Genomic DNA, 17,584 nt, shown 5'->3' with positions numbered 1-17,584 from the left:
TTTATTTTGCGTGTTTTGCTGAGATTTGTTGATATTTAATGCGACTTGTTCAGTATTTTTGAGCATGCTTGATTATTGTCAAGGCTCCAAGTAGAATAGACGTTTGGCTTGAGTAATCAAGAAAGTGGTATATCCCACCTGGAAGCCCAAAGTGGTTTCGGGTTCATGACTTCGGTCACGTGGCATTTATTTATTGCTACAAAGCCGCACGGCTATGAATTTAGGTTGCGTGCTTATTTTGATTGATGTGTGAACTTGAATTTATCTTTGCCTTTTGGTGTGCTGTTCCACTGTTTTAACAAGGATTGGAGTCATCATTAGCGACGAACCACGCATTAACGAAGAGATTCGCGTCTCCCAGGTACGCCTTATCGGTCCGAAAGGCGAGCAAGTGGGGGTCATCGCGACCTCGGTAGCGTTGAACCTGGCAAAGGAAGCGAACCTCGATCTCGTCGAGGTGGCACCTACTGCTAAGCCTCCTGTAGCCAAGCTTATTGACTACGGTAAGTACAAGTACAACGAGAAGATTAAGGCTCGTGAAGCGCGTCGTAATCAAAGCACAGCTGAGATTAAGGAAATTCGTTTCCGACTCAAGATTGATGATCATGATTTCGATGTTAAGAAGGGTCATGTTCTTCGATTCCTAAATGGCGGCGATAAGGTTAAAGTCACCATTATGCTGCGTGGTCGCGAGCAATCGCGTCCTATCGGCGGAGTTGAGTTATTGCGTAGGCTTGCAGATGAGGTTTCCGAAAGTGGAACTATTGAGTTTGCCCCTAAGCAGGAGGGTCGTAACATAATAATGACTCTCGCTCCTAAGGGCAAGAAGATTCATACTCAGTCTGAGCAGCGTCGTAGAGGCGCTGAATCGCGCGCAGAACGTCAGGCTCGCCAGGCAGCGCGTCTTGCAGCAAAGCAAGGAACTCAGGATGCGGCAGCAGTCGCAGCACAAGCTTCTGTAGAATCTGATCAGAATCATAAGGAGGGCAGCAATGCCGAAGATGAAAACTAATTCCGCAGCGTCCAAGCGCGTTCGCCTTACCGGCACTGGTAAGGTAATGCACGATGGTAGCGCAATGCGCCACAACTTGGAGCATAAGTCTGCTCGCAAGCGTCGTGCTTTGTCTGCAGATAAAGTTTTGGCTACAGCACAGAGCAAGAATTTGAAGGGCTTGCTGGCTAAGTAAGTTGCAGTAAAGCGAAGACGCAATTAAAGATTTTTTAAGAAAGCTGAGGAATACTTATGGCACGAGTAAAGCGCGCAGTTAATGCTCACAAGAAGCGTCGCGTTGTTCTTGATAGGGCTTCGGGTTATCGCGGTCAGCGTTCCCGTCTTTATCGTAAGGCAAAGGAACAGCTGCTTCACTCATTTACTTACAACTTCCGCGACCGCAAGGCTCGCAAGGGCGACTTCCGCAAGTTGTGGATTCAGCGTATTAACGCTGCAGTTCGCGCAGAAGGAATCACCTACAACCGCTTCATTCAGGGCTTGCGTTTGGCTGGCATCGAATTGGATCGCCGCGCTTTGGCTGAGCTCGCTGTTAGCGACGTTGAAACCTTCAAGGCAATCGTTGAAGCTGCTAAGGCTGCTTTGCCAGCTGATGTGAATGCTCCAGTAGAAGCCTGATTTAGTTTGATTTAGCCTGTTCGGTCTGACTATTCTAGCTAAGCTGATTAGTCAGGCTAAATAGATTAGACTGAATAGATTAAGCTAAATAGATAGTTTAGCTAGGTTTTTATATTAAACCCGCCCATTGTGGCGGGTTTTTGTATAAGTATTTTGCATATGTATTATGTATGTTGCGTTTTATACATAACGGGCAATAGTATAAGCATTGAGCAAAAACCAGCGCTTTACTAGATCGAAACAGATCAGGTGACGTGCTGATGAGTCGCCAGCAACCGTCGGTCGGTAAGGGTTTTGCGCCTAATAAAAATAAAAAATAAAAAAAAATAATAAGACCAATAAAAGAGAAAAATCGCCAATAGGAGTGATTATGAACACCACTAATCATGATGAAAACAAAGCCGTAATCACCGTAGTAGGCAAAGATGCCGTAGGAATCATAGCCAAAGTAACATCACATTTAGCAAGCCGCAAAGCGAATATCCTAGACATATCTCAAACAATCGTCAATGGCTTTTTTAACATGATGATGATTGTAGACGTAAATGAAATAAGCGTAGAATTTGGCGAATTAGCGGAAGAACTAGCAAAACTAGGCGAAGAAATCGGCGTTCGCATACACTGCCAGCGCGCGGAAATTTTTACAAACATGCACAGAATCTAGGTATTAGTAGGAGAAACCCATGCTAAACATTATGGAAGTGAGCGAAACAAACTCAATGATCGAGCAAGAAAAACTCGACGTTAGAACCATAACAATGGGAATAAACCTGCTAGACTGTGCAGACGCAAGCGTGCAAAAAGTGTGCGAAAACGTGTACAACAAAATTACGCGCATTGCAAAAGACTTAGTCAGCACGGGCTGCGCGATTGAACGCGACTACGGAATTCCTATTGTGAACAAGCGCATAACCGTAACACCAATAAGCCTAGTTGGAGCTTCTGCGTGCAAAAGCCCAGACGATTTTGTGCAAATTGCGCACGCGCTAGACAAAGCAGCAAAAAAAGTTGGAGTGGATTTAATCGGCGGATACTCAGCGCTGCCTGCAAAATCTATGACAACAGCCGACCGCATGCTTATAGAATCATTGCCAAAAGCCTTGAGTGAGACAGATATTGTGTGCTCAAGCGCAAACGTAGGTTCCACACGCACTGGAATTGACATGGATTGCGTGGAGTTACTTGGGCGAGTAATCAAACAAATCGCACAGGCAACTGCAGACCGAGACTCCTACGGATGCGTGAAGTTCGTAGCATTCTGCAACGCTCCAGACGATAATCCGTTTATGGCAGGTGGATTCCACGGCGTAACAGAAGGAGACGCTGTGATAAACGTTGGCGTATCTGGACCAGGCGTGGTTTCGCGCGCGCTAGACGAGGCGCGCGGGAAGGATTTTGCGTTCTTGTGCGAAACGATTAAGCGCACGGCTTTTAAGATTACGCGAGTAGGCCAGTTGGTTGCGCAAGAGGCATCTAGAAGGCTAGGGGTGCCGTTTGGCATAATCGACTTGTCGCTTGCGCCAACACCAGCCGTGGGAGACTCCGTAGGCGAAGTCTTAGAAAAAATCGGACTTTCTACTGTTGGCGCTCCTGGCACAACAGCCGCTCTTGCAATGCTTAATGATCAAGTTAAAAAAGGCGGAATAATGGCTAGCAGCTACGTTGGTGGGCTTTCTGGCGCGTTTATACCTGTTTCGGAAGACGCAAACATGATTGCTGCGGCAAAGTCAGGCTGCCTTAGAATAGAAAAGCTAGAAGCAATGACGTGTGTATGTTCTGTAGGCTTAGACATGATTGCAATTCCTGGAAGCACAACAGCTGCAACAATATCTGGAATGATAGCGGATGAGGCAGCAATAGGCATGATAAATCAAAAAACAACTGCTGTGCGCATAATCCCTGTGGAAGGGAAAAGCGTTGGGCGAATGGCCAATTTTGGCGGTTTAATGGGGTATGCTCCGATTATGCCAGTAAACACCGAAAGCTGCGAGGAATTCGTTTCGCGCGGTGGGCGAATTCCAGCGCCTGTGCATAGCTTTAAAAATTAGGGCGATGTCGTCTAAAAGTGACGACGTCTAAAATTGTGTGAATATCTGTGAATATTTATGAATATTTATGAAAGGGTTTCTATGATAGAAAAAACTACTCCGTTAAGCAACGAAAATCTTGCTAACGCGCTTAAAAAAATAGGAGAAAGTCAAAATCGTGTTGCTGTAGTAGGTTCCATGAACGCAGATTACACAATAGTTGCCGACCGTCTTCCAAATCCTGGAGAAACTGTAAACGGAAGTGATTTGCGAGTCCTACCAGGAGGAAAATCTGGTAATCAAGCCGTTTCTGCAGCAAAAATCGGCGCGAATGTGCAAATGTTTGGTGCTGTAGGCAGCGACGAAAACGCAGAATTCCTTCTTAACACGCTAGAATCTGCAGGTGTAGACACGTCTAAAATTTTACGTGTAGAAGGCATAAAAAGTGGCGCAACAGTAATAACAGTAGATGCAAAAGCTGGCGAAAACACAATCGTCTATGCTCCAGGTTCTAATGCAAAAGTAAGTGTGGAATATATTAGTCAAGAAGATGTTAAGAAGGCTATTAGCAGTGCAAGCGTTTTAGGATTGTGCCTTGAAAGCCCAATGGAAACTGTAACGGAGGCTGCAAAAATTGCGCGCACAGCTGGCGTAAAAGTTTTACTTAATAATTCGCCTTTTGTAAGCGAGCTGCCACGCGAGTTGATTGAAAACGCAAGCATACTGCTTGTAAACGAGCATGAAATGGCGCAATTACTTAAAATTCACGAGCCAGAAGATGGCAATTGGGATGATTTTGACTGGTTTGATGCGGCGCGCATTATGCACGAGTATGGTTTCGACGAGGCAGTTGTGACTCTTGGTGCAGAAGGCTCTGTTGTTTTAGATTACAATGCGGAAGATGGTAAAAAGGCTGTTCGCATATGCCCGCAAAAAGTTTCTGCAGTAGACACCACGGGATGCGGTGACGCATTTATGGGAACCGTTTTGGCAGGACTTGCAGCTGGATTTAGTCTAGCTCAAAGTGCGCAAGTGGCAACATATGTTTCTGCGTACGCAGCAACAGGATTTGGAGCGCAATCGTCTTACGGCAGCGCGCAACAGGTGGTTCGTGCGTTTGAGTAGTGGCGCTGTATGCTGATAGACTAGGTTAGTATGCGTTTTTACCGATTTTGCAAATGGGAAGGCAGATATGTCAACAATTCTTGAAGGCACTCCAAAAAAGCAAATGATGCTGGTAACGGGTAGAGCGTATCCGCAACTTGCGGAAGAAACTGCCAAATACCTTGGAATAGACGTTCTAGAAACAACTGCCTACGATTTTGCAAACGGAGAAATGTATGTGCGCTTTACGCAGCCAGTTCGAGGTGCAGACGTTTTTGTTTTGCAAGCGCACACCGATCCAATCAACAATTGGATTATGGAACAGCTACTTATGGTTGACTCTTTAAGGCGAGCATCCGCTAGAAGCATAAACGTTGTAGCACCTTTCTTTGGGTATTCGCGTCAAGACAAAAAGCATCAAGGTCGCGAGCCAATTACGGCGCGACTTATGTTTGACTTATTCCGTTCCGCTGGAGCTAAAAGGATTCTTACCGTTGACATGCACGCGGCTCAAGAGCAGGGATTCTTCGACGGACCTGTAGACCACTTAACAGCAATGCCAGTGTTGATTGATTACGTTCGTAACACTATGAGCCTAGAAAACACTACGATTGTTTCTCCAGACGCTGGACGAATCAAGGTTTCGGAGCAGTGGGCCGCAAAGCTTGGTGGATTGCCGTTAGCGTTTATTCACAAAACTCGAGATACAACAAGGCCAAATCACGCGGAAGCGCACGGAATTATTGGCGATATTCAAGACAGAGATTGCATTGTTGTAGACGATATGATTGACACGGCCGGCACGATTTGCGAAGCTGTTCGCACGCTTAGAGGAGCAGGTGCGAAGTCTGTTACTTTGGTGGCAACTCATGCGCTTCTTTCAGGACCTGCCGTAGAGCGACTTAAAGGTTGCGGAGCTCGCGAAATCATTTTGACAGACACTGTTCCTGTTCCAGAAGAAAAGCGCTTAGAGAATATGACGGTTCTTTCGATTGCACCTCTTCTTGCTGCTGGAATTAGGTCTGTGTTCAGGTCTGGCTCGCTTGTTTCGCTTAGAAACGCACTTCCAGAAGACATGAAACACAGAAATATTTACGCTCATTAGTGTTGTTGATTGGCTGCGCGGTGGCGAGTCGCCAGCATGATGTAGACTTAACAGGTTGTTCGTAAAATTAAATTTGCAAAAAATATTGCGTAATAACTTAATTTGCGAACGATTTGCAAACACACTCCTGCTGTGGAAATTCCACAGCCGAATAGTCCGAAGGAGGTGGGTGATGTCTGCACATAAGTATGAACTGATGTTCATTGCCGATCCAGAGCTTGATGAGCGCGGTCTTAAGAAGTTGACCGAGCAGTATCTTGAGCTTGTCACCAAAGAGGGCGGTTCCGTTGACGGTACCGACTACTGGGGTCGTCGTAAGCTTGCCTATGAGATTGACGGCAAGACTGAAGGCAACTACGTTGTAGTGAATTACACTGCTGAGCCAGCTCTTAGCGACGAGCTTGACCGTGTTTTGAATCTTAACGAATCTGTAGTCCGCACGAAGATTCTTCGCAAGGACGCAAAGTAAAGTCAAAATAAAGTTGGATTTTTGTTCTAAAATCTCAAAGTAAGAAAAGTCTTAAAGTAGGGAATGAGGCTGCAATGGCTGGAGAAACTGTTATAACGGTGATTGGAAATTTGGCTAAAGAGCCAGAAACTGCCACCAGTTCTAACGGCAGTGTTAGAACTTCTTTCACAATTGTGTCTAATTCTTCGACTTTTGACAGAAGAACAAATAGCTACATTAATGGCACACCATTATCGCTTAGATGTGTTGCATGGGGAGACTTAGCTGAGCATTGCGCGCAAACGCTTACAAAGGGAATGCGTGTTATTGTTCAGGGCAGATTGCGTGCAAACAACTACGTTGATAAAAACAGCAACGAAAAGCGATACAGCATCGATTTGATGATTGACGAAATTGGGCCATCCCTGCGATTTGCTACTGCTCAAGTTAATCGTTTGAGCTCTAAAGGCGGTTTTGCTGGGAACAATAATGGATTCAATCAGGGCGCTGGTGCTGGAGCTGGTATGAATGCTGGTGGATACACTGGCGGTTATGCTGGCGGCGCGAATTATGCGAATAGTGCGGCTGCTGGTGCTGGAATGAATGCGCAAAATGGCGCTAATCAGGGCGTAAACGTTGAAGACCCGTGGAGTGCTTCTGCTCCATCAAATGGCGGATTTGCAACGTTTGGAGCTAGCTCCGATTTTGGTGGATCAGACGAAGAGCCAGAGTTCTAGTTTACTAGCTTACTAGGCGAGATAATGGCGGTTAATCCGCGGTTGCTTGCGACTATCTTGTTGGGCGCTTGTTAGTCTAATCTAAAACATAATTTAGAATTTGATTTAAAATCTAACTAAAAATTGACTTTTATAAACTTAAAAACATCAGTTTAGCGTGTAAACAAAAATAAATGTTTATAACGCATTTGAGAGAGGACATCCTATGTCACGTAAGAGGCCGCAACCACCGGTCAAGCCTTTCAAAAAGAAGCCAAATCCTTTGAAGGCTGCCAAGATTACTGAAATTGATTACAAGGACGTTGCTTTGTTGCGTAAGTTCGTTTCGGACCGCGGCAAGATTCGTTCCCGTCGTATTACTGGTGTAACCGTACAGGAACAGCGCAAGATCGCGAAGGCAGTTAAGAACGCTCGCGAAATGGCTTTGCTCCCATACGCCACCACTGGTCGCTGATTGAGAGGATAAGAACATGGCAGAAACCAAGGTTATTCTCACCAAGACCGTTGCAAACTTGGGTCACTCTGGTGACGTTATTACTGTTAAGGCTGGTTACGCACGTAACTACTTGATTCCACAAGGCTTAGCTTTTGCATGGAATAAGGGTGCTGCTTCCCAGATTGAAGCAATGCGCCGCGCTCGCTTGGCTAAGGCTGTTGCCACTCGCGAAGAGGCTGTTGCAGCTAAGGCCGCAATCGAAGGCGCTGTTGTAGAAATCGCCGCTAAGGTGAGCGAGTCTGGCAAGCTCTTCGGTGGTATTTCCGCCGATAAGATTGCTGCTGCTTTGGCACCAAAGGCCGCCGTTGAAGCACGCGCTATTAGCGTTGCTGCAATCAAGACCACTGGCGAATTCCCAGCAACTGTGGCTCTTCACCCAGAAATCAGCGCTTCCTTTACTGTTAAGGTTGTAGCTGAGTAGTTAAACGTGTTCCAGCTTCCCACGCGAGTGTTGCGAGTTTTGTAGGATTTGCGTTGTATTTGCGTTGGGAGGCAATCCATTTGGATTGATCTTAAGCATTGGCTCTGTGTGAGTTGTGGCGAGTTTTACTTGCTGTGACTCACACAGAGCTTTTTTATTGCGAATCGACGTGCATGGGCGCTTTGTGCTTTTCCCAAGATTTGTTACATATGTCTCGCTCGTGAGGCATTTGTAACGTTTTTTGACCCAAATTCGTTATATTTGCATCATTGATGAGATATTTGTAACGTTTTTTGGCTTAATTTCGTTAGATTTGTCTCGCTCGTGATGCAAATATAACGCGAGCGATATTCCTTGTTTATCGTTGCGCGAGGGCTGGGTGCTTCTTGTCTTACAACGCTCCGCCTATTACGTGTAGTCTAGAGTTGCGGTTGTTCCGATTTGGTTTTGATTTTGTTTTTGGGTTGAAGTTTGTTTGTAGTGGTTGATCATTTGGATTATTTGGTATCGGCTGCCGCTCTTATATTGTTCGACCAAGAATCACCCAGCCCTCTTACATTCTTGAACAATTGCGTACCACTTAATCACCGAGATTCTCGATTTTTCTTGCTACTTCAGCGAATCACCATTTCATGCTGAGGTTCGCTTCATCCGCTGCGAAAAATCTCGAATCTCTACCTTGCTTGCGCGACGACCTGCCTTTTCGCTTAGAGCGTAGCGCGAAAAGGCAATTCGGAGCGCTGAGCCGCTCAAACGTAAAGTCCAGTGGACTTTACATGCGGCGAAGACGTGAGCGCGGCTAATCCGCGCGAGCGATATTCCTTGTTTGTTGTTGCGCGAGGGCTGGGTGTTTCTACGTTCGCGAGGGGTATTCCCGCGTTTGTTTATCGAAATACCAAATATGGGAACAAACGCGGGATAAAAGTAAAAAACCCACTGCAGAGAGTCTAAAATGTGATTTGTATCATAACAAATGTTTAGATTGGTTAATGAAAAGTTGTGAAAAAACGCCCCTATTCAAAATATTTACAAAAAAATATTAATCCCTAAAATCGTTGAAAAATATGGCTTGGGGGGGGGGGGTACTATAGGCTTTTTTGATTTAAACATATGTTATTTGACTTCAAAAAAATTTTTAAATTGTTATAATAACCTAACAAAGATAGCTTGCGATTTTATAAACGTGTGCTATGAAAATTTTAAATTAGCGTTGTTGAAAATTTGCATTTTGCATGTCTATAGGCGGGCATGCGAATCTGCCTCGTTATCGGATTACTAAGTGAAAGAAGTATATCATGGTATCAAAATCCAGAAAGCATGCGAATACTGTGAAGTTAGATGCTGTAGTAAGTAAAGCGATTGAAAAGGCTGTTGATATGCGTAAGGTGGCTGCTCTTTCGGCTGGCGCTGCTGGCGTAATTGCTGGCGCTGCGATTGCTTTTGGCGCAACTCCTGCAATGGCGGCGGAGGCGAATCCTGCGCCTGTTAAAAATACTGATACAGCAAAAGAGCAGAATTTAGTTGATGCTAATAAGGGTAATTCTAGGACTTCTGATGATTCTAAGGCTACTAAGAATGATGATGCTTCTAAGGGTGAGGCTTCTAAGAAAGCTGAGCCTTCTGAGTCTAAGAATGATCAGACTGATAATAAGGTTGCTACAGACAAGAATGTTGCCGAGACTCAGGATAGCAAGTCTAAGATTGAGCCGAATTTAACTAGCAATAAGAATGCTTCTGCGCAGTCTGTAGTAAAGACTGAAGATAAGCAGGTTGAGAATAATGCTGAGCAGAAGAAAATCGCAGAGCAGAAGGTTGAGAGCGCTGGGTCTGTAGATAATAAGACCACTACCGATAAGACTTCTGCAGCTGATAGGACTAATGCAACCAGTCGCACCACTGCGGAAAATAGCGCCCCTGCAGAAACTACTGTAAAGAAGAGTCGTTCAAAGCGTTCGATATATGAAAATAAGCAACCTGAGACTCCTGCAAGCACAGTAGCTCAGGGAGAAGATCGCGCTGGTGCAGAGCACAATCCTGATGAGGTAGCTTTTTCCAAAAACCTGCCAAATATTTATGGTTGGGCAACTCCTAGCAACACGTTTGATGAGAATCTTGAAAAGCAGCAAGTTGTGTACCATTTGCCAAAGAGTGCGGATGGTAAGACGGTTGTACGCGTAGTAATTCTTCCAGATTCAAAAGATAGTATTAATACTGATGATCCTGAAGCTTACAAGAAAATCATCGAATTTGATTCTGCTCGTGTAGATGAAATGCACCAAAGCTATTCCGGAATTTACGAGTTAAAGACGAATACTGACGGTAGTGTGGACTTGGTTATGAAGCAGCCATTCAGGGATGGCGGCATATCTTCGGGTCAAGGCTATTGTGCAAATCGCTCAATCTTCTTGTATTATGATAAGGATAATTTGCAGCATGACCAAACATCTAATAACTTCCGTGTTGCAACGCTTGTTCCGCCAAAAACAGCAGGATCAATTGTCTTAAAGTATGACGAGAGGTTGTCGGCAGATAAAGTACGAGAAGTTCTTCACAATGCAGTAAATCTTCCTACTGAACATAAGGCTGGTAGTAGTGTAGCTGAGCAGCTTGTTGCTCAAAGTAAGTCAGCGGGTGTTGGTTTACGTGTTGATGAAAGCACTGTTAATAACACTCCAGATACGGTAGACGCAAAAATTCCGCAGGGCATGGGTTCTTATGACGAAGCTATGTTCAAAGAAATCAATAATAAGAATGGTGATGATTACTCATTTGGCGAGCGAAAGCTTAAAACGTATCTTGTAACAGATTTGGGAATGAAGTCTCCGGAAATACCTCTTACTGTAGTGCGCTATAGCACTCGCATTGAGAAGCCGGTTGTGGATACAGTTGATTTTAGCAAGCTTACAGAGGATCAAAAGACTCAAATCAGAAAGAATCTTGCAAAACTTAACGGCGTATCTACCGACAAAGTTACGTTTGATAACAATGGCAATGCGACAATCGACTTTGATGGATTAAGTCCGCAAGATGATCCAAAGATTCCTTTGAGAGACTTAGTGCTTACAAGAGTTGCTACTGATAAAGTTGCAATTCCAAGTGATTCTGAAAACTCGAAGGTTAAGGCAGTGGTTGTTGCTAATCCTTTGGGCTATTCGCAAGCTGAGTTGAAGCAAATCAAGAAAGCTATTTACGAAGCTAATAAAGACAATCAAGAGCTTGGTTTAAGTGCAAAAGACTACGAGAAGCAGATTTCGCTTGGTTGGATTGAAGGTAATTTGCAAAACTCTGGTAAAAATAACCAGGGTATTTCAAACGGTCAGAGTGAAAATACTATTACTGTTACTATCAGAACCGATAAAGCATACGCTCAGTTTAAGTCCGACATTAAAGAGCATCAACTTACGCGTTTGATTGATTTACGTAAGGATTACACGCTTAGCTGGGAAGAGAGCAAGAACAAGATTAATGGGCGCGATACCGATGAAGGTCTTGCTTGGATGGAAAATGGCAAGACGCTTGTTTACCGTTACGATCCAGATAAGGGCGAGGCGTTTAATACCAAAGATGTTCTGGAGCTTTTGAAAGCAACTGTAAATGCTGATGTTGCGCAAGCAAACCCTCAATTACGTAAAGAGCTTCTTGGTACTGAGTATAAAGGTGTCACTTATGAAGGCAAGAAAGGTGCAGCTACGCGCTCGCACGTCGGATACATTGTTGATGCCAATGGGGAGCCTATTGGTGTACTTAACTTAACCAAGCTCAATGGCAGTAACTACGGCGGCTTTGCAAAGCCTGTTGATAACTCTAACGAGAAGATGGGCGACGAGCAGTCAAGTGTAAATAAATTTACATTTGATACTGAAAGTAAAGCGGTTGAAGTTGCCGGCAAGAATAGCAAGTGCATGATTGGGCGTTTGTTCATTGAGCCTTATACTCAATACCAGTACAACTATATCTATGGTGAAGGTAAGTATAATCCTCGTACCAGCCCTAAGGGCATCAATGTGGTGTTTGTACCGCAGACGAAGAATAAGAAAGATGATCTTTCTAAGTCGATTGGCGAGCACAAGCTTGCTGACGACCAGAAGACTCCGACTGAGGCTAAGTACTACAACGCGTCTGCTGATAAGAAGCAGGCGTATGACAAGGCGCTTGATGCTGCTAAAAAAACGCTTGAAAAAGTTGGAACTACAGCTGATGCTGATTTAAGTGAAGAGCTTAAGGCTGAGGTTGATAACGCGACTATTACTTTGAATAAGGCTCGCGAGGCTCTTGATGGTGATGCTACCAAGAAGGAAGAGCTGAACAAGTCGATTGAAGCTAATGGTAAGGTTGCTGAAGGCACTACTGCTGAAACGCCTGGTACTGTAACTACTGATAAGTATAAGAACGTTACTGATCAAGCATTCCAGACCGACGATGGCAAACCTGATACTAAAAAGAACGGTGAAGCCAAGGCTGCTAAGGATGCCTACGACAAGGCACTCGAAGAAGCTAACAAGGTAAGCAAGGACGATAACGCTACACAGAAGGCTGTTGACGAAGCCAAGGCTAAGCTTGATGCTGCGCGTAAGGAGCTTGATAAGTACAGCACTAACAAGGATAAGCTTAACGCTGCTATTGCTGAGCATGGTCAGGTGAACACGGGCAAGAACGATCAGGGTACACAGGATGTGACTAAAGCCGACCCGACTTACCAGAACTCTAACGAGACAGAGCGCAAGGCGTATGACGAAGCTGTTAAGAAGGCAAACGATCTTTCTAAGGATCCAAACGCTTCTCAAAAGGATGTAAACAAAGCTATTGAGGATCTTAAGAAAGCTAAGGATGCGCTCGACAAGAATGCAACAGACAAATCTCCTCTTGACGCTGCCGTGCAAAAGAGCTTCGATAATCCTGATCCAAATGACGACAGCAAGCAGAGTGTATTCTATAAGAATGCAAAGAATAAGACTAATGACACTGCTGCTCAGCAAGCTGTTAAGAATTACGATGACGCTTTAAAGAAAGCTAAAGACGTCCTCGCAAACGACAAAGCCACCAAGAAAGATGTTGAGGACGCCAAGAAAGCGCTTGAAGCTGCTGAAACCGCACTTCATTCCGACAAATACTCTACCGATAAAACCGATCTTGGCAAAGCGCTTGCAGACAACTTCAGTGGCTATCTAATGCCAGCCTATTTCAATGCGTTTGATAAGGCGCAGGCTGATGGTCAGGATTCTCAGGCTGCGAAGGACTTTAAAGCCTATAACGACGCTTACCACGCTGCAAAAGATTTGATGACGGAGCTTAATAAGCCGAATAGTACGGTAACGCAAGAGCAGGCTGATAAGGTTAAAAATCAGCTTGTTGAGGCTCGTAAGCTTATCGACAAGTATGCAACCGATACCTCTAAACTTTCTGCAGCTGCATTTAATGACATTGCTATAAAGCTCAGCCCTGCGTACCAGAACTTGAAGGAGCTTGCCGAAAAGCAAAATCCTAGTGAAGAAGAAAAAGCTGATGTAGAAGCTGCTAAGAAAGCTAAGAAGGCTTATGACGATGCAGCTGACAAGCTACATAAGGCGATTACTAACACGCTTCCAAAGGATCAAGCAAATGGTCATGATATTCCTGATAACATTATCCCGAAGGAAGATGGCGACCCTAACGATAAGGACTACCTGAAAGGTATTCAGGCGCACAAGAACGGTGAGCCGCTGAATAGGGATGTTACCAAAATTCTTCAAGAAATGAATGATGCGGCGAAGGGTCTGGATAAGTTTGCGACTAAGACCGATAAGCTGCAGGAATCCATCAACAAGGATACCGATACTCAGCACGATCCAGCGTATAAGAATGCTAAGGATCCGCACAAGCTGGGTACTGATGGCAATGAAGATACTTCTGGGTATGAGGATATCAAGAAGAAGGCTACAGACTACGACGAGGCGCTTGCTGATGCTAAGAAGCTTTTGACGGATCCAACCGCTACCCAGGCGCAGGTGGATGTGGCTCTTAAGAAGCTTGATGAGAAGCGTGACGCTCTTAAGGCTCAAGATACTAACGTTGAAGCACTGAAGAAGAGTGTTGATAAGAACGGTAAAGACGCAGAGGGTGCAAATCCTGCCGTCGAGGGCACAAAGGATTCCGACGCATATCGCAACGCATCTGATCCTCACTTCTTAACTGCTGATGGCAAGCCTGATGACACCAGGAACAACGCTGCTAAAGAAGCTAAGAAGGCATACGACAAGGCGTTAGCCGAAGCTCAGGAGTTGCTCTCAAAGCACGACGACACTAAGACGCCTCTCGATGCTAAGCCAACTCAGAAGCAGATTGACGATGCTTTGACAGAGCTCGATACCGCTCGTAAGACGCTTGAGGATACCTACAAGACCGACACTTCTAAGTTGAGCACTGAGGCGGATTTGTCTAAGGCGGATGCTGAAGGATCTTCTATAGATGGCAAGTTCGAGAACTCTCCAGAGTTCAAGAACGCCGACGCTAAGAAGGATGGTACCAGCGACAATGAGGATGTTAAGGCTTACAAGGATGCACTCAAGGCTGCTCGCGATCTTGTAAAGGCTGCAACAGATACAAACAAGAAGCCTTCTGAGCGTCCAACGCAGAAGCAGGTTGACGAGGCGCTTGAGGCTTTGAAGAAGGCAAAGCAAACTATTACTGATGGTTACAAGACCAATCTTGATGCGCTAACCGCTGCTAAAGATTTTGCGAATGGTGACTTTAAGAAGACTCCTGAGTATAAGAATGCGTCAGCTCTTAAAGATGACTCCTCTGATACGCAGAAGCAATCCAAGGCTAAAACTGATGTTGGAGCTTTGGATGAGACCACTGAAAACGGCGCTTTGAAGAAAGCTAAGGACATCATCGAGAATCCAACTGGCAAGACTCAGCAGGAAGTCGATGATGCTCTTAAGACCCTGCAAGCAGCCATGGATACAGTTACCAACGGGTACAAGACTGTTGTTGATCCTCTTGAAAAGGAGGTTGGCGACAAGGATGCTACAGGCAAGCCTGTAACTCCTCCATTCGAGGAGTCGATTCCGTACAAGAATGCTCTGTATAAGAAGCAGTCCGAAACTGGCGATGCTGCAACTGGTAATGACTCTGCCACCAAGAAGCTTCAAGATTATAACGAGAAGTTTGAAGCAGCGAAGAAGATTATCGATCAGGTGAATAATCCAGATCCGAACGCTGAGGTTGATAAGCAGCCAACTAATGCTGATGTTAAGAAAGCTTTGGATGACTTGCAACAGGCAAAGAAAGCTATCGATGATGCCTTTACGACTAATGCTAAGGATTTGAAGGATGAGTCTGCAAAGTCTACTGCTGACGGAGGCACAGTAGCAGATGCTGACTTTGAGGCTACTACTGAGTTCAAGAACGCTGATTCTAAGAAGGCTGAAGACGGCAAGTCAGATAATGCTGACATCTCTGCTTATAAGGAAGCGTTGAAGAAAGCTAGGACTTTGCTTGAAAAGTTCGGTGATGACAATAAACCAAAGTCTGATGCTAAGGATGTTCCAACTCAGAAGGAAGTTGACGAGGCTCTTAAGAAGCTTAAGGAAATCAAGGATAAAATTCTTGCTGATTATAAGACCAGTTCTACTGAGCTTCAGCAAGAAGTTGACAAGTCTAAGGATGGAGATAAAGACACTAGAGATGACGTGTTCGAGAACACTCCTGCGTTCAAGAACGCGACTGCTAAAGGTGATGACGCTGCTAAGAAGGCTCTTAAGGATTACAACGACAAGCTTACTGCTGCTAAGACTCTTCTCGCCAATTTTGATCGCACTACTGGTAAGCCAAAGACTAATCTTCCAGCTGGTACTAAAGTCCCAACCCAAAAAGAGCTTTACGATGCTCTAGATGCATTGCAAGCTGCTAAGAAGAAGATTACTGAAGGCTATAAGACTAATAAGTCTGATTTGGACACTGAGGCTGGTAAGGATTCTGACTTTACTAAGTCTCCTGAGTATCAGAATGCTGCAGGAAGCTCAGAGGCTGAGGCTTATAAGCGCGCATTGGATGAAGCTAATGCAGTTCTTAAGAACCCTAATGCAACTCAGGCTCAGGTTGATGAGGCTTTGAGGAGGCTTAAGGATGCTAAGCAGAAGCTTGCTGATTCTCATAAGACCGATAAGTCTGATTTGAACACTGAGGCTGACAATGATCCTGATTTCCGTAAGTCGATTCCGTTCATTATTGGTAAGGCTGCTGATTTGGCGGAGTATCAGCAGGCGTTGAATGATGCTGATAGTGTGCTTAAGGATCCTAATGCTACTCAGGATCAGGTTAATCAGGCTCTTCGTAGGCTTCGTGATGCTAAGCAAAAGTTGATTGATGCTTATAACAGGCTTATTAATACTGGTGTTGGTGTTAACGATGTGAATACTACTAGTGTTAATAATGTTGTTGATAAGAGTGTTTTGCAGTCTGAGGTTGATCAAGCTCTTGGTGATGTTTCGGCTAATGCTAATGGCGTAGTGGCTGATTCTAACTTGGTCAGTGAGTTTAATGCGGCTTTGAATCATGCTCGTTTAGTGTTAGCGGACGCGAATGCTACTCAGGGGCAGGTTGATTCGGCATTGGCTCGTTTGCGTGCTGCGCGTGCAGCTTTGCGTGCGGGAATGCTCGCGGCGCGTAATTCTGCTGGAATGAATCTTAAGCGTGGTGACGTGAGTGGTGTTAATACTGGCGCTAGTTTCTCGGTGTTTGCTGCTTTGGCTGCGGTGTTTGCTGGGCTCGGAGTGGTTGGCGCTGCGTCTAAGCGTAGGAAGCATTCGGCTCGTTAGTTTAATCTGTAGCAGTGTGTGATGCTGCTGCAACGTAATGTAAATTAATGGCTTGGGGATAGTTTCTTCAAGCCATTAATTATTTGGTGTTGCGCACTATTCCTTACTTGGTATTGCGCGACATTCTCTGTTTACTGTTGTATGAGGGCTGGCTAATTCTACGCTCGCGCGGATTAGCCGCGCTCACGCCTTCGCCGCACGTAAAGTCCACTGGACTTTACATTTAAGCGGCTCAGCGAATCGAGGTGACTTCTCGCGCATTATGCAGCTCGAAGTCGTCGATTCGCACAACGCTCTGCCTCTTACGTGTTGGTTGTTGTTGCGGTTGTTCCGTTTTGTCTTTGATTTTGTTTTTGTGTTGAGGTTTGTTTGTAGTGGTTGATCATTGGATTATTTGGTATCGGCTGCCGCTCTTATATTGTTCGACCAAGAATCACCCAGCCCTCTTACAAGTCTGAACAATTGCGTATCACTTAATCATCGAGATTCTCGATTTTTCTTGCTCTCTCAGCGAGTCGCCATCTAGCGACGCTGAGGCTCGCTTCGATAGCTGCGAAAAATCTCGAATCTCTACCTAGTTTGGCGTAATCATGTAGTGCGTTTGTACCGAGTTTACGGCGTGTCGTGTCGCTCGCGCAGGTTAGCTGCGCTCACGTCTTCGCCGCACGTAAAGTCCACTGGACTTTACGTTTGAGCGGCTCAGCGCTCCGAATTACCTTTTCGCGCTACGCTTTAAGCGAAAAGGTAGATTGGAGCGCAAATTCGGGAAATGTGAATGTGTTGTGTGCGTATAGAGCAAATCGTGGTGTTTAATCGCTTTA

Annotated in this window: 12 protein-coding genes; all 12 read left to right on the top strand. The window is 45.1% G+C overall.

Annotated features, from left to right (window positions below):
* The first annotated feature begins 277 nt into the window (after positions 1 to 277).
* Positions 278 to 1,012 carry a translation initiation factor IF-3 gene (gene infC / locus HXT53_RS05315; RefSeq protein ID WP_013399724.1) on the top strand — a complete coding sequence of 245 codons (735 nt, stop codon included), beginning with the start codon at positions 278 to 280 and terminating at the stop codon, positions 1,010 to 1,012.
* Positions 993 to 1,187 (top strand): 50S ribosomal protein L35, encoded by a 195-nt coding sequence (rpmI, locus tag HXT53_RS05310; RefSeq protein ID WP_004112988.1) that lies wholly within the window; start codon positions 993 to 995, stop codon positions 1,185 to 1,187. The genes infC and rpmI overlap by 20 nt, the downstream gene beginning before the upstream one ends.
* A 56-nt stretch (positions 1,188 to 1,243) precedes the next feature.
* Positions 1,244 to 1,627: a 50S ribosomal protein L20 gene (gene rplT / locus HXT53_RS05305; protein WP_004114536.1), complete on the top strand. Its 384-nt coding sequence runs from the start codon at positions 1,244 to 1,246 to the stop codon at positions 1,625 to 1,627.
* A gap of 370 nt (positions 1,628 to 1,997) precedes the next feature.
* A complete protein-coding gene (locus HXT53_RS05300) occupies positions 1,998 to 2,291 on the top strand; it encodes an ACT domain-containing protein (RefSeq protein WP_004112985.1) in 294 nt (97 codons plus the stop codon).
* 19 nt (positions 2,292 to 2,310) lie between these two features.
* The gene (locus HXT53_RS05295) at positions 2,311 to 3,675 is read left to right on the top strand and encodes a PFL family protein (protein ID WP_421780108.1); all 1,365 of its coding nucleotides are present in this window, start codon (positions 2,311 to 2,313) and stop codon (positions 3,673 to 3,675) included.
* Positions 3,676 to 3,756: 81 nt separating this feature from the next.
* Positions 3,757 to 4,779: a ribokinase gene (locus HXT53_RS05290; protein WP_032841012.1), complete on the top strand. Its 1,023-nt coding sequence runs from the start codon at positions 3,757 to 3,759 to the stop codon at positions 4,777 to 4,779.
* 67 nt (positions 4,780 to 4,846) lie between these two features.
* The gene (locus HXT53_RS05285) at positions 4,847 to 5,863 is read left to right on the top strand and encodes a ribose-phosphate diphosphokinase (RefSeq protein WP_004112979.1); all 1,017 of its coding nucleotides are present in this window, start codon (positions 4,847 to 4,849) and stop codon (positions 5,861 to 5,863) included.
* A 172-nt stretch (positions 5,864 to 6,035) separates the two neighbouring features.
* The gene (gene rpsF / locus HXT53_RS05280; protein ID WP_004112977.1) at positions 6,036 to 6,332 is read left to right on the top strand and encodes a 30S ribosomal protein S6; all 297 of its coding nucleotides are present in this window, start codon (positions 6,036 to 6,038) and stop codon (positions 6,330 to 6,332) included.
* Positions 6,333 to 6,406: 74 nt separating this feature from the next.
* Positions 6,407 to 7,048 (top strand): single-stranded DNA-binding protein, encoded by a 642-nt coding sequence (gene ssb, locus HXT53_RS05275; RefSeq protein ID WP_004112976.1) that lies wholly within the window; start codon positions 6,407 to 6,409, stop codon positions 7,046 to 7,048.
* A 205-nt stretch (positions 7,049 to 7,253) separates the two neighbouring features.
* The gene (gene rpsR / locus HXT53_RS05270) at positions 7,254 to 7,502 is read left to right on the top strand and encodes a 30S ribosomal protein S18 (protein WP_004105399.1); all 249 of its coding nucleotides are present in this window, start codon (positions 7,254 to 7,256) and stop codon (positions 7,500 to 7,502) included.
* 16 nt (positions 7,503 to 7,518) lie between these two features.
* Positions 7,519 to 7,965, top strand: a complete 447-nt coding sequence (gene rplI, locus HXT53_RS05265) for a 50S ribosomal protein L9 (protein WP_004117309.1) — start codon at positions 7,519 to 7,521, stop codon at positions 7,963 to 7,965.
* A 1,295-nt stretch (positions 7,966 to 9,260) separates the two neighbouring features.
* Positions 9,261 to 16,763, top strand: a complete 7,503-nt coding sequence (locus tag HXT53_RS05260; protein WP_421780105.1) for a peptidase — start codon at positions 9,261 to 9,263, stop codon at positions 16,761 to 16,763.
* The last annotated feature ends 821 nt before the right edge of the window (positions 16,764 to 17,584 follow it).

It is taken from the genome of Gardnerella sp. KA00390, from assembly GCF_049244075.1.
GTDB classification, from domain to species: Bacteria; Actinomycetota; Actinomycetes; order Actinomycetales; family Bifidobacteriaceae; genus Bifidobacterium; species Bifidobacterium vaginale.
Note: the sequence above shows the minus strand (reverse complement) of the source record. Positions and strands in the feature narration are given on the sequence as shown.

What these genes read in the sequence shown, in the direction of transcription:
- rpmI (WP_004112988.1), top strand. Translation starts at nt 993, where the DNA reads ATGCCGAAGATGAAAACTAATTCCGCAGCGTCCAAGCGCGTTCGCCTT.
- rplT (WP_004114536.1), top strand. Translation starts at nt 1,244, where the DNA reads ATGGCACGAGTAAAGCGCGCAGTTAATGCTCACAAGAAGCGTCGCGTT.
- HXT53_RS05300 (WP_004112985.1), top strand. Translation starts at nt 1,998, where the DNA reads ATGAACACCACTAATCATGATGAAAACAAAGCCGTAATCACCGTAGTA.
- HXT53_RS05295 (WP_421780108.1), top strand. Translation starts at nt 2,311, where the DNA reads ATGCTAAACATTATGGAAGTGAGCGAAACAAACTCAATGATCGAGCAA.
- HXT53_RS05290 (WP_032841012.1), top strand. Translation starts at nt 3,757, where the DNA reads ATGATAGAAAAAACTACTCCGTTAAGCAACGAAAATCTTGCTAACGCG.
- HXT53_RS05285 (WP_004112979.1), top strand. Translation starts at nt 4,847, where the DNA reads ATGTCAACAATTCTTGAAGGCACTCCAAAAAAGCAAATGATGCTGGTA.
- rpsF (WP_004112977.1), top strand. Translation starts at nt 6,036, where the DNA reads ATGTCTGCACATAAGTATGAACTGATGTTCATTGCCGATCCAGAGCTT.
- ssb (WP_004112976.1), top strand. Translation starts at nt 6,407, where the DNA reads ATGGCTGGAGAAACTGTTATAACGGTGATTGGAAATTTGGCTAAAGAG.
- rpsR (WP_004105399.1), top strand. Translation starts at nt 7,254, where the DNA reads ATGTCACGTAAGAGGCCGCAACCACCGGTCAAGCCTTTCAAAAAGAAG.
- rplI (WP_004117309.1), top strand. Translation starts at nt 7,519, where the DNA reads ATGGCAGAAACCAAGGTTATTCTCACCAAGACCGTTGCAAACTTGGGT.
- HXT53_RS05260 (WP_421780105.1), top strand. Translation starts at nt 9,261, where the DNA reads ATGGTATCAAAATCCAGAAAGCATGCGAATACTGTGAAGTTAGATGCT.